Here is a 12,677-nt window from a genome sequence, read left to right as displayed (position 1 = left end):
TGATGGTGCGACGCCGCCAGGTACCGAATGGGTTTATCTTTTTGAGAATTTACAGGCACAGCCCACCACGATCTACCAAACATGCCAGCGGATTGCACCACCGCCGCAAGCGGGGTCCAACCCAGGCTATCTGTCGGAGCCCGCCATATGTCGGTGCGGTGAATTTTCATTTCTGATCTGACTTGGGGCCGCGTTTTATGCTTGATTTTATGTTTCCAAACACATCCGGTTTATAGCCCTGTGACCGCATGATCAGATATTGCTGGGTGAATGTGATCGTGTTGTTCGCAATCCAATAGACCACCAGCCCGCTCGCAAACCCGCCAAGCATGAACATGAACACCCAGGGCAACCATGCAAAAATCATTGCCTGTGTCGGGTCCGTGGGGGCCGGGTTCAGCTTTTGCTGCACCCACATCGAAATGCCCAGCAACAAGGGCAGGATACCGATAAAGATCAACGCCAGAAGTGACCCGGGTGTTGGGGCATCCCATGGAAAGGCCCCAAACAGGTTAAAGATAGAGGTCGGATCGGGCGCGGACAGATCCTGAAACGGTCCAAGCCACGGCGCATGACGCAGTTCCAGCGTGACAAAAATCACCTTGTAAAGCGAGAAAAAGATCGGGATCTGCAGAAGGATTGGCAAACATCCTGAGGCCGGGTTCACTTTTTCCTTCTTATACATCTCCATCATTTCTTGCTGAAGCTTCTGACGGTCGTCGCCAGCGCGCTCTTTGATTTTCTCCATCTCCGGCTGGAGTTCTTTCATCTTCGCCATCGACACATATGATTTATACGCCAACGGGAACAGCGCGGCCTTGATGATCAGCGTGAGGCCAATAATGGCCCAGCCCATGTTGCCGATCAGAAGGTTCAGGTGATGCAGCAGCCAGAAAATCGGCTTTGTGAGGAAAAAGAACCAGCCCCAGTCAATTGAATCGATAAAACGGTCGACACCGTCATTCTCGTAGTCCCGGATGGTTTCCCATTCCTTGGCACCCGCAAACAACTGCGTGGTCACCTCCTGCGACTGGCCCGCTGCAATTGTGATCGTCGGCTGCACCGCTTCGGTCTGATAGATGTCGCTGATCTCATTATATTTGGCAACCTGGCGGAACGGCGTGCCATTCTGTGGAATGACCGTTGTCATCCAGTAATGATCGGTGAACCCGATCCAGCCACTTTCGGCAACCTGTGTGACCTCGGCGCGGGCACCTTCTGACGGAACAACCGCAAAATCGGGCATTTCGTCATAGTCGATCTCTGCCAAAGTGCCGTCGGCCATCGCCACAACACCTTCGTGCAAGATAAAGAAATTCTTGAGATCCATGGGTTCGCCGTGCCGCGCGATAAGCCCGTATGGCGCGACAGTCAGGGCGTTCGACCCTGTGTTTTCAACAGATTGTGTCACCGTGAACATGAAGTCTTCGTCGACTTCGATTGTCCGCCGGAACACAGCACCCGCCGGGCTGTCCCAGCGCAGTGTGATCGGGGATGACGGCGTAAGGGTGTCCCCGCTTTCCAGCGACCAATCGGTCATCACGCTGGGCACATCATCGAGGGTGAGCCCGCCACCCGGGGCCCAGCCGAAAACCGCGTAATGCGGATTGTCTGAACCTACCGGGTTCAACAAATGTACGATGTCCGCGTCTTCATCCAGTGTGATGCGATAATCTTTCAACGAAAGATCATCGATTCGCCCCCCCGACAACGAGATAGAGCCGGTCAGACGGTCGGTCTGGATCGGGACGCGGGGCGCGTCGGCCACTTCCTGGGCCTCTGGCACTGCGCCGGTTCCCGTTGCCCCGGTTGCCGCCGCTTCCGGAGTTGTCGCAATCGCCGGCGACGTGGCTTCGGTGGCGGGCGGCAGCGATGTTTCGGGGTCAAGCGCCGGGTCTGGTGGCGGAAACAAAACAAACCACCCAAGTATGACCGCAAAGCTTAGCGCTGTCGCGATAAGAAGGTTCTTGTTTTGATCATCCATCGGGAACCGCCACCTGTGCTTTTGGATTACCGCAGCGTTCAACAGGCACAGTGCATGAAGGTCAAGCGGAAACACGGCAAACAAAGGCGAATGCGGCATTTGTTCAGTGAGTTTTGACCATGCGTGATGCGCTTGGGCCTTTTAATTGATACGACGAAGTGTCGGTGCTGGTTGAGTTGCGTGGGTTGCATGATGATGAGCAAGCCAATCTGAAATATCCCGCGCACATTTTGGATCGCAAAACAGAAAACCCTGAGCATACTGACACTCCAGATCTTGCAAAACACTGTGTTCGCCCAGCGTTTCCACACCTTCTGCGAGGGTTTCAAGTCCAAGCTGTTCTGCCATTTTCAGGATCGCGCATAGCATCTGCTTTTGCTCTGGTATCGTGTCCGCGTTGCGCAGAAACAGCCGGTCAATCTTGATGCGCTGGATTGGGAAATGTCTGAGCGTTGTAATCGACGCATGACCGGTGCCGTAATCATCAAGATCAATTCGGCATCCCAGGTCGGCCAAAGCCTGCAGATTGCGTCGAATTATGTCATCTGTTTCGCTTGAAAAAACCGTTTCAAGGACTTCAACGGCAAGCCGTGCAGGGGCCAAACCGAATTTGTCGAGTTCCCAGGCGATTTGGTCAATCAGGCTTGGGTTCCGCAGTTCCGTTGCAGAGAAATTCACGCCAATGGTCGGCACGGCCCAGCCGTCGTCATCCCACTGCCGAAGTGCGGTCAGGCTTTGCCTGAGCATGATCAGTCCCAACCTGTCCATATAACCACTGTCCTGTAGAGCCTGCAGAAACGATGCAGGCTCCAGAACGCCATCGTCCGGATGTTCCCAGCGGACCAGAGCCTCCATTCCCGACACCAAACCGGTCCGGACACTGAGCTGGGGTTGAAAATAAGCCTGAATCTGGCCCTGATCGAAAGCGGTCACCAGGTCTTTGCGCAATGCGTGTCGCGTGTCATGTTGGCGAGACAGTTTTTCTGACCAAACCCGGGTCGCCGACACCCCATGAGAGCTGGCATCGTTCATTGCTTGGGTCGCGCTGTCGACCCAGTTTTCGCCGGTGGCGTTTCGACCGAAAGTCAATGAGGAAGCGACCCCAATCGCCACAAAAACATGTTGCGTGGTTCCCGATATGGACAAAGGTTCCTCTGCCGCTTTTCTGATCCGTTTGGTGATGTCCAAAAGTTGATCCAGCTGAAGACGGTATCCCGGTGCAATCAGAACCGTTAACCGGGTTTCGCCGTTTGGAAAAACATGGTCGTTTTCACGTAAAATTGATGTCACACGCGCCACCAGCTGTTTTTTTGCGTCGGCCGCGGCGCTGTCGCCCAAGCTTTGCGCAAGGTCTTGCAAACCTGTGACCCTGATTTGAAAACACGCCGTCGTCTGGCCGGTTTGCAGGGCTGTTTCCAGAAAATCCTGTGCGACATCAGCCAATCCCGGCTTGGCAGGTGGATCTGTTTTGGTCGGGCTGGTCGTGCGTGCAAATCCCCCGGTGATTGCGTAAAAAAGCGGGGTAAATAGCGCACACGCAAGCAAGAGCATTTCCCCGCCGGCCCAATATGCGGCCAGACAAATCGCGGGTAAAAAGGCCAGCATATGTGGGCCGAGCAGGCCGCGTTGCACGGCACGCTGCATTGTCTTGATATCTGGTGTCAGCTTCATTCCAACGACATCCCGAAAGCACTTTTGGTGAATGTCGGGCACAAAGGGAAAGAATGCGTTTAATCCAGTTTGGGAATATCCGTAGAATTTGACGAAACATCCAACGGGATCGTTTCCAGACCTGCGAAATCAAAAAGCTTGTGATCAAGAAGATGAGAAGGCCGCGCATTGGTCAGCGCCCGGAACATGACTTGGCGTCGGCCCGGGCTGTTCTTTTCCCAGGCGTCAAGAATGGCCTTAACCTGTTGGCGCTGCAATCCGTCCTGACTGCCACATAAATCACACGGAATGATGGGGTATTTCATTGCGGTTGCGAATTTTTCGCAATCGGCTTCGGCCACATGCGCCAATGGACGATAGAGAAACAGATCGCCGTCTTCGTTAACCAGTTTTGGCGGCATCGTGGCAAGCCGGCCTCCGTGGAACAAGTTCATGAAAAAGGTTTCAAGAATGTCATCGCGGTGATGGCCTAGCACAACAGCGCTGCATCCTTCTTCGCGGGCAATCCGGTAAAGATTACCGCGACGCAACCGTGAACACAGAGCGCAAAAAGTCCGGCCCTGCGGGATCTTGTCCATGACGATCGAATAGGTATCCTGATATTCGATGCGGTGCGGAACGCCCATTTTCTCAAGAAATTCCGGCAGCACTGTGGCCGGGAACCCCGGCTGCCCCTGATCAAGATTGCACGCAAGAAGATCGACAGGTAGCAAACCGCGCCATTTCAATTCGTAAAGCACAGCCAAAAGCGTGTAGCTGTCTTTGCCGCCGGACAGACAGACCAGCCATTTGGGCGGTGTCGCGGTGTCGCGGTCAACCATCCCGTACTGCTCGATCGCTTCGCGCACATTCTGGATAATGCGCTTGCGCAGCTTTTTGAATTCGGTGGTTTTGGGGGCACCGTAGAACAGTGGGTGAATGTCGTCAGCATCATCTAACATAGGGGCGATGTACGGTGTTCCGCGCCATGCGGCAAGAGGGCCGGTCCGGTCCTGTTGGGAGCAAAGCTCTGTGTTTAGCTTTCATGCAGTATTTTAGACCAACTTGCGAAAAACCGCAGGGCAAACAAACCCAGGATATTGAACGCTCCGCTCATGTTTTCATCAAGATTTGCGTCATTTGGCGCGCAGGGTCGGGTCTGCATCGGTGGGGTCTTCTGGCCAAGGGTGTTTGGGGTAGGCGGCGCGCATGTCTTTGCGGACGTCGGCATAAGACCCGGCCCAGAAACCCGGCAGATCCAGCGTGGTTTGAACGGGGCGTTGCGCTGGGGACAGAAGCGTCACGCGCAAAGGCGTCTTTCCCACCATTGGATGTGTCTTTTGACCGAACATTTCCTGCAGGCGCAGCGCAATCTCGGGATGGTCGCCAGAGTAATCAATTGGAATATCGCGGCCCAGCGGGGTTTTGAACGTGCCGGGAACGGTGTGATCCAAAGCCTGCATTTGCCCCCAATCCAGCATCGCACGCAGAGGCGGCAAAAGGTCAAATCGTTTCCAGGCCTCGGCGGTGCGCACATCTGAGAGATGGGGCAGCAGCCATGTGTCCGCCGTGTCCATCAGCGCATTGTCCGACATGTCCGGAACATCAAGGCCCGCATCCCGCGCAAGGGTCACGCGGGCAATAAACCGGCGGGCCGCATCTGACATGGCGGGCTGCAGGCCCAAATCGCGCACGCCCTCCAGCATCGCAGCCGCAACCTTTTCAGACGGCGCGTCTTTCCAAAGCCGTTGATCCAGCGCGATGGCTCCCAGTTTTTCTTGCTGCAGCGAAAGAACGCGACGCTCGCGCCGGGACCAGACGCAACTTTGCTCCCAAACAATCCGGGTGTCGAACAGGCTACGAAGCGCGCCCTCCGAAATCTGGATCGCCTGCCGAATGCGCGCCTCTCTGGGGTTGCCGTCAAGATCGGTTGCTACGATCAGGCGCGCCCCGGCCAGTGCATCCCCATCGTCCATAACGGCCCCTTTGCCGCCCGATAGCTGAAACCGGGCGGCATCGCCTTTGCGGCGCAGGCCAATTCTGTCGGGATAGGCCAATGCAGCCATCTCTGCGGCACCTAGCCCGTCAATCTGTGCGGCTTTGGCAGATTTTTGAAGCCGTTTTGCATCTGCCCGTATGCGGTCAAGCGCAGCACGGTGAACGGTGGCGTGACGGGTTGCCAAAAACTTCTTCGGATCATGCAAGGCCTCCAGTCGCAAGCCCAGATCCACACCGCTCCCCTGGACCGGATCGCGGTCTGCCAACAGCGCAGCCAGCCGCGCGGCTGGCGGTCCGGCACGCACCAGCATATGCGCCAACCGCGGATGCAGCGGAAGCCTGGCCAGATGCCGCCCATGATCGGTGATCCGGTTTTTGTCATCCAAGGCACCAAGCAGCCGCAACAAGGCTTGCGCCTCGGTCAATGCGGCGTCCGGAGGTGGCGTAAGAAACGGCAGATCACCGGCGGATGCGCCCCACAAAGCAAGCTCTAACGCCAGTTGTGCAAGGTCTGCCGCCTCAATTTCGGCAGGGGGAAAGGCGCGCAAGGCCCCGTCTTCACCTTTGCTCCACAGCTTGTACGCGACGCCACGTGCGACCCGGCCGGCGCGACCCGCGCGTTGGGTGGCTTCTGCTTTGGTGACCTTTTCGGTGATCAGGCGTGACATACCAGAGCCGGGGTCAAACCGTGCGCGCCGCGCGAGACCTCCATCCACAACGCAGCGGATGTCCTCGATGGTCAGGGATGTTTCGGCAATAGCAGTGGCCAGAACCAGTTTTCGCCCGTTGCGTTCAGGTTGGATGGCGTCCTGCTGTGCCTTGAAGGGCAGCGCGCCAAACAGCGGGCGAATTTGGATGTCCGTAGGCAATTTCCCGTCCAAAGCTGACTGAACCCGCCGGATTTCCCCTTCTCCGGGCAGAAATGCCAAAAGACCGCCTTCGGTTTCGCGGATCGCGGTGCCGATGAGATCGGACATCGCGTCTTCAAAGCGCTTGGTTTTGGCCAAAGGTGCCTTTAACCAACGTGTTTCCACCGGAAAACTGCGGCCTTCGGACGTCACGATGGGGGCTTTCATCAGATCGGCAACGGGGTCCGCGTCAAGCGTGGCCGACATGACCAGCAACAGCAAATCGTCGCGCAGGGCATCCGCGATTTCCAGACACAGCGCCAATCCCAGATCCGCGTTCAATGACCGTTCGTGAAATTCGTCGAATATGATGGCCCCAATGCCGGTCAATTCCGGATCGGACTGGATCATGCGGGTCAGAATACCCTCTGTCACCACCTCGATCCGCGTATCGCGGGATACGTTTGTATCGCCGCGAACCCTGTATCCGACGCGCACGCCGACCGGTTCGTTCAGGGTTTGGGCCATGCGATGGGCCGCGGCGCGGGCGGCAAGGCGACGGGGCTCTAGCATTACGATCCTCTGATCCGTCATCCCGGCGTCCAACATCGCCAGCGGAACACGCGTCGTCTTGCCCGCACCTGGTGGTGCCTGCAAAACCGCCCGGCCGGTGGTGCGCAAATGGTCGATCAAGGCGGGAAGCACCGCGTCGATGGGAAGCTGGATCATATGGGTTTCTATGTCGGCGTGACACCAATGGGCAAGGCGGCGATATCCCAGGGGGACTTACCTCAAATGGGCCTCGACCAGATTGTCCAGCGGGCAGGCCCGAAAGGCCCGCACCGTTGGGGCCGCTCCGACCAAAGACACCGGTATGTCCAACCCCCCAATGCTGGCCACGGCGCGGGTGTTGAATTGCAACCCGTTCAGGACATTCCCGAATCCCCGATCCCGAACAACCAGATTGCGCGTATCCTGAGGGTCAATCATGTGGCGATCCGTTGAAATCGTCAGATTGCGCGCGCCTTCGAAACGTAGCGCGAATACCGGGCCATCCGGCCAACCCTCTTCCCGCGACAGCCGGATTTTGTATTCTGGCACGCGCGCATCATAGGTCACAGCTACGGCCATTTCTGCGCCTTGATGGAACAATGTGCAGATCGGATACGGTGTGAATTCCCAAGCGGCAGCCGGGCCAGAGAGCAGGAACAGGGCGAAACAACTACTACGCATACCGATGATCTAGAGTGCTGTGTCTGGCTGGCCAGTCACGACAGGCGGGCAGAGCAGACGAAATCGGACGTTCGGGGGGTGTAAACCAATATCCAGTTATTATGTTTTTAACTCCAACAGTTTAAACGACGACATACAGGAGACGTCTTATGAAATGCCCGATCGATGGAACCGCACTTGTTATTGCCGAACGATCAGGCGTCGAAATCGACTATTGTCCGCAATGCCGTGGCGTCTGGCTCGACCGGGGAGAACTGGACAAGATTATCGAACGCAGTGAATCCTACGCTTCACCTCCACCGCCCCCACAGGCAGAACCATCGCGCGGATATGACGACCGTCGCTACCACAAAAGGAAAAAACGTAGCGGCTTCCTGGACGAGTTGTTCGACTTCTAACTAACTTGTCGATAGATCGGCCAGACCCGCTTAACCTAGGGAGGTTTTGATGCGCGTCTGGATTTTTGTAATGGCTTTCCTGACAATGGGCGCATGCGGTGTGCCCTTTGTCCCGTTTGTTTAATTTTTGAATCCTGGTTTCGCATGGAATTCCATCGGTGCCTGTGAGTTGATTTTCGATGCTACGGAAAATTGAGGGTGGTGGACGTTTTGCCCTCCACCGTTAGTCTGATGCGAAAAGATTTCATTGTCTTCCGTTAAACACTGCACTGGTGTTTTTGTGTTATCAGGACCGCGTCGCACCGCCCATTCTGACCATATTGATCGCAAAATTGCTGCGGCGTGCCAAAGGGTGCAGCGCTTCTGAAACCCCAGCGCATGCAAGCTTGCTTTGCGGAATTTCGCAGCTGGGAATAATCAGGTCGATACCCCAGGTTGGGATTGTGCGTCATTTGAGACACAACCATTCCGTCGCTTCTACTCCCGTCGATAGGCATCGCTGGCTCATGCGGAGGCTGCATACAGCCTGCCAAAACCAGAAGGCTTAGCACTCCGCTCGTTCGTTTCCACATTCTAGAAAAACTCCTTTTGGTGATGTCGTGATCTGATCACCTCCAAAAGGGTCGAAACTTTGGCTTCAGGGCGTAATTTTCATGAGGCTGTCGGTATTGTAGCAACAAAGATGCCAAATGGTGAATGCGCAACGATCTCCTTTGATTGAGACATTTTACGCCTACCGCTTCTTGCGCCGTTTCACATTCCCGCCCCGCTGGCCCGGACGCCCTGCTGTTGATCGTCCCGAAGACGCGACCGCCGCTTCGGCGGCGGCATCAACAGCCGACTGGCGCGCCAATGGATCGTTTGCGATGGCCAGATCAACAGCTTCAAGACGTTTCACCTCGTCTCTAAGCCGGGCGGCTTCTTCGAACTCCAGATTTTCGGCAGCTTTGCGCATATCTGTGCGCAGACCATCCAGCACCGCTGCCAGATTGGACCCGGAATGTTTGGTGTCAATCTTGGTGGTGACACGGCTCATATCCGCATCCCCCTTGTAAAGCCCGGCCAAAATATCCTCGACGTTCTTTTTGACCGTTTCCGGGGTTATTCCGTGCTTTTCGTTATAGGCAATCTGCTTGTCACGGCGCCGGTTGGTTTCGGCCAAGGCCCGTTCCATCGACCCGGTGATCCGATCCGCATACATGATGACCCGACCGTCGGCGTTTCGTGCGGCCCGTCCGATGGTTTGGACAAGCGATGTTTCTGACCGCAGAAAACCCTCTTTATCCGCATCAAGAATGGCCACCAAACCGCATTCCGGAATGTCCAGACCCTCTCGCAACAGGTTGATGCCGATCAGCACGTCAAACGCGCCCAGCCGCAGATCGCGCAGGATTTCTATGCGTTCGATCGTATCGATATCAGAATGCATATACCGCACTTTGATGCCCTGTTCATGCAGGTATTCGGTCAGGTCTTCTGCCATTCGTTTGGTCAGCGTTGTCACCAATGTCCGGTATCCATCGGCTGTCACCTTGCGGATCTCATCAAGAAGATCGTCAACCTGCATGTCGACCGGTCGGATTTCGACCTCGGGATCCAGCAATCCGGTTGGACGGATCACCTGTTCTGTAAACACCCCCCCAGTTTGTTCGATTTCCCATTTGGCAGGGGTCGCGGACACAAACACGGATTGCGGGCGCATCGCGTCCCATTCCTCGAACTTGAGAGGCCGGTTGTCCATGCAGGACGGAAGGCGGAACCCGTGTTCGGCCAATGTAAACTTGCGCCGGTAGTCACCTTTATACATGCCGCCGATTTGCGGCACAGACACATGGCTTTCATCCGCGAAAACAATGGCATGATCCGGAATGAACTCGAACAGGGTGGGCGGCGGCTCGCCTGGGGCGCGCCCGGTCAAATAGCGGCTGTAGTTTTCGATGCCATTGCAGACACCGGTTGCCTCAAGCATCTCAAGATCGAAATTCGTGCGCTGCTCCAGCCGTTGCGCTTCGAGCAGTTTGCCCTCGGCCACCAGCTGATCAAGCCGTGTGCGCAGCTCTTTTTTGATGCCGATCATGGCTTGCTGCATTGTTGGTTTCGGAGTGACATAATGCGAATTGGCGTAGACGCGGATGCGCTCGAAACTACCGGTCTTTTCGCCGGTAAGCGGGTCAAATTCGGTGATGCTCTCAAGCTCTTCACCAAAAAAGCTCAGCTTCCAGGCGCGGTCTTCCAGGTGGGCCGGAAAAATCTCAAGGCTGTCACCCCGCACACGGAAGGCACCGCGCTGAAAGGCCTGATCGTTGCGCCGATATTGCTGCGCCACCAGATCGGCCATCACTTTGCGCTGATCATAGTCTTTGCCAACATGCAAATCCTGCGTCATCGCCCCATAGGTTTCCACAGACCCGATGCCGTATATGCACGACACCGACGCCACGATGATCACATCATCGCGTTCCAGCAGCGCGCGCGTCGCCGAGTGCCGCATGCGGTCAATCTGTTCGTTAATTTGCGATTCTTTTTCAATATAAGTGTCAGACCGCGGCACATATGCCTCTGGCTGATAATAATCGTAGTAGCTTACGAAGTATTCGACCGCATTGTCCGGAAAGAACCCCTTGAACTCGCCGTATAATTGCGCGGCGAGCGTTTTGTTGGGTGCAAGGATGATTGCAGGTCGCTGCGTTTCCTCGATGATCTTGGCCATCGTAAAGGTCTTGCCCGTCCCGGTCGCTCCAAGCAGCACTTGATCGCGTTCGCCCTGAATGACACCGGCAGAAAGCTCTTTGATGGCAGTCGGTTGATCGCCCGCCGGTTCAAAATCGGTCGCCATGCGAAAGCGAATGCCGCCTTCCAGTTTTTCGCGACTGCGGACATCAGGGGCAGGAGAGTGAAGAACGGCAATATCGGACATAAACCACCACAAAGAATCGCAGAATGGGCAAATCTGCCTCACCCTGACCGGGGGACTGTGAAAATGGGGATTATTCACGCCGATTGCAACCTTTGTCGCACTGCCGTCAATGACACAAAAAAGGTGACTGTAAACAAAACCTTACACTGCGCGCTGTCTCGGGGCGCGGGCAGAAAGTCAGGCAAGCCGCCTTTTTCGTTTCCCAAAGTTGTATTTAAGGGGTAGCTTTCAGAGGCAAGCAGTTGGAACCATGGAAGTTCGGGTCGCACACACCCACCCCTCGCTCCCCGCGGCTCGGAGCACCTGGTTCCCTGCTTGCACTAAAACCTGACAGACATGCGACAATTCAAAGCCGCTGAAACGCTTGCACGAGCGCATGTTTTTACGCATATCTGCACCAACGATGGATCAGGTGACCGACATGCTTGCACGAATTTATCAGCCTTCCAAAACGGCGATGTCTTCCGGCACCGCCAAGACAAAACACTGGGTGCTTGAATTTGCGCCCCGCACCGCGCGGGAAATCGATCCGTTGATGGGATGGACCTCGTCATCGGACACACAAACCCAGGTGCAACTGACATTCGACACGCTTGACGCCGCAAAAGCCTATGCCAAGGAACACGGCATCACGGTGGTCCAGTTCGCGCCCAATAAGCGCAAACCCAATATCCGGCCCCGCGGCTATGCCGAAAACTTTGCCGTTGATCGCAAAGGTGCATGGACGCATTAGTGACCTACCGGATCGAGCGCGTGGCGCAGCCGACGCAAGACGTGTTGGACCTGATCACCCGCCACGTTCAAGCAATGGCCTCGGAAACACCCGAAGAAAGCTGTCACGCAATGCGGGCAGACGACCTGTTTGCGTCCGACGCGTCCCTGTTCGTGCTCAAGGCAGACGAAAAAACCCTTGGAATGGGGGCAATCAAACCCTTGCAGCACGACCATGCAGAGCTGAAGTCGATGCACACAATATCCCAGGCACGCGGGCGGGGTATCGGCAATGCGCTCTTGGAACATATGCTGAACGCTGCCCGGTCTATGGGAATGTCCCGGGTCAGCCTTGAAACCGGCTCCGATGACGCATTTGCACCTGCACGCCGTCTCTATGAACGCCACGGTTTCGTCGAATGCCCGCCGTTCGGAGACTACGTCGAAGACCCATATAGCGTTTTTATGACCCGATCGCTCTGACCCTCTCTTGCCCTGACGCGCGAAAGTCTGCACATAAAGCCCAGCGGTCCCTTAGCTCAACTGGATAGAGCAGCTGACTTCTAATCAGCAGGTTGAGGGTTCGAGTCCTTCAGGGATCGCCATTAACCTGTTTTTGTAGATGTGTCATAAGCATGCACGAAATGGCGTTTCTGCATGCACACCCTGTCAAGCGCTTGTTCACAGTATTGCCCCAATATAGCCTAGGGTCAGAATACATAACCAGTAGATGACCGTTGCAGCGAGGGCGATGTCTGAGAGGAAGACCTTGGGACAGCGGTCATAGCGTGTCGCCACGCGCCGCCAATCTTTGAGCCTGCCAAACATGATCTCGATGCGGTTGCGCCGTTTGTATCGGCGCTTGTCATATTTCACCTTCGTCGTGCGCTGCTTTCGGCCACGGATACAGGCGCGTATCCCTTTGTCTTTCAACGCGT

11 protein-coding genes and 1 tRNA gene are annotated in these 12,677 nt (G+C 55.9%); 4 read left to right on the top strand and 8 right to left on the bottom strand.

The genetic code is table 11. The annotated features are described in order from the left end of the window. Window positions 1-166: 166 nt before the first annotated feature. The 5 genes from yidC to ACG74X_RS00040 all read right to left on the bottom strand — a co-directional run bounded on the left by yidC (window position 167) and on the right by ACG74X_RS00040 (window position 7,713). Window positions 167-1,984 carry a membrane protein insertase YidC gene (gene yidC, locus ACG74X_RS00060; RefSeq protein ID WP_411231820.1) on the bottom strand — a complete coding sequence of 606 codons (1,818 nt, stop codon included), beginning with the start codon at window positions 1,982-1,984 and terminating at the stop codon, window positions 167-169. A gap of 141 nt (window positions 1,985-2,125) precedes the next feature. Further along, window positions 2,126-3,655, bottom strand: coding sequence for an EAL domain-containing protein (locus tag ACG74X_RS00055; protein ID WP_411231819.1), 1,530 nt, complete (start codon window positions 3,653-3,655; stop codon window positions 2,126-2,128). Window positions 3,656-3,714: 59 nt separating this feature from the next. Next, the gene (ttcA, locus tag ACG74X_RS00050) at window positions 3,715-4,596 is read right to left on the bottom strand and encodes a tRNA 2-thiocytidine(32) synthetase TtcA (RefSeq protein ID WP_411231818.1); all 882 of its coding nucleotides are present in this window, start codon (window positions 4,594-4,596) and stop codon (window positions 3,715-3,717) included. Between the two features lie 174 nt (window positions 4,597-4,770). Next, a complete protein-coding gene (gene hrpB, locus ACG74X_RS00045; protein ID WP_411231817.1) occupies window positions 4,771-7,209 on the bottom strand; it encodes an ATP-dependent helicase HrpB in 2,439 nt (812 codons plus the stop codon). Between the two features lie 57 nt (window positions 7,210-7,266). Then, a complete protein-coding gene (locus ACG74X_RS00040) occupies window positions 7,267-7,713 on the bottom strand; it encodes an excinuclease ABC subunit B (protein WP_411231816.1) in 447 nt (148 codons plus the stop codon). A 149-nt stretch (window positions 7,714-7,862) separates the two neighbouring features. Here ACG74X_RS00040 and ACG74X_RS00035 point away from each other — a divergent pair, with 149 nt between their 5' ends. After that, window positions 7,863-8,111, top strand: coding sequence for a zf-TFIIB domain-containing protein (locus tag ACG74X_RS00035; protein ID WP_411231814.1), 249 nt, complete (start codon window positions 7,863-7,865; stop codon window positions 8,109-8,111). Between the two features lie 257 nt (window positions 8,112-8,368). Here the strand turns inward: ACG74X_RS00035 and yecR are convergent, their stop codons facing one another. Together yecR and uvrB are read right to left on the bottom strand one after the other, a co-directional pair. Beyond that, complete coding sequence (yecR, locus tag ACG74X_RS00030; RefSeq protein ID WP_411231813.1) at window positions 8,369-8,608, bottom strand: YecR family lipoprotein; 240 nt, start codon at window positions 8,606-8,608, stop codon at window positions 8,369-8,371. A gap of 236 nt (window positions 8,609-8,844) precedes the next feature. Continuing rightward, window positions 8,845-11,028 (bottom strand): excinuclease ABC subunit UvrB, encoded by a 2,184-nt coding sequence (gene uvrB, locus ACG74X_RS00025; protein ID WP_411231812.1) that lies wholly within the window; start codon window positions 11,026-11,028, stop codon window positions 8,845-8,847. A 421-nt stretch (window positions 11,029-11,449) separates the two neighbouring features. Between uvrB and ACG74X_RS00020 the strand changes: the two genes are divergently transcribed. The 3 genes from ACG74X_RS00020 (at window position 11,450) to ACG74X_RS00010 (ending at window position 12,344) form a co-directional block, all read left to right on the top strand. After that, complete coding sequence (locus ACG74X_RS00020; RefSeq protein ID WP_411231810.1) at window positions 11,450-11,761, top strand: ETC complex I subunit; 312 nt, start codon at window positions 11,450-11,452, stop codon at window positions 11,759-11,761. Beyond that, complete coding sequence (locus tag ACG74X_RS00015; protein ID WP_411231809.1) at window positions 11,749-12,222, top strand: GNAT family N-acetyltransferase; 474 nt, start codon at window positions 11,749-11,751, stop codon at window positions 12,220-12,222. The genes ACG74X_RS00020 and ACG74X_RS00015 overlap by 13 nt, the downstream gene beginning before the upstream one ends. Before the next feature lie 45 nt (window positions 12,223-12,267). Beyond that, window positions 12,268-12,344 (top strand) — tRNA-Arg (locus tag ACG74X_RS00010). A 76-nt stretch (window positions 12,345-12,420) separates the two neighbouring features. Here the strand turns inward: ACG74X_RS00010 and ACG74X_RS00005 are convergent. Beyond that, window positions 12,421-12,677 (bottom strand): transposase (locus ACG74X_RS00005; RefSeq protein ID WP_411231808.1); only part of this gene is annotated, 257 nt, incomplete at its 5' end.

Origin of the sequence: Marivita sp. S0852, from assembly GCF_046591575.1 — a bacterium.
Taxonomy (GTDB): Bacteria; Pseudomonadota; Alphaproteobacteria; order Rhodobacterales; family Rhodobacteraceae; genus Marivita.
The sequence above is the reverse complement of the archived record's forward strand: the minus strand, read 5'-3'. Positions and strand labels throughout refer to the sequence as shown.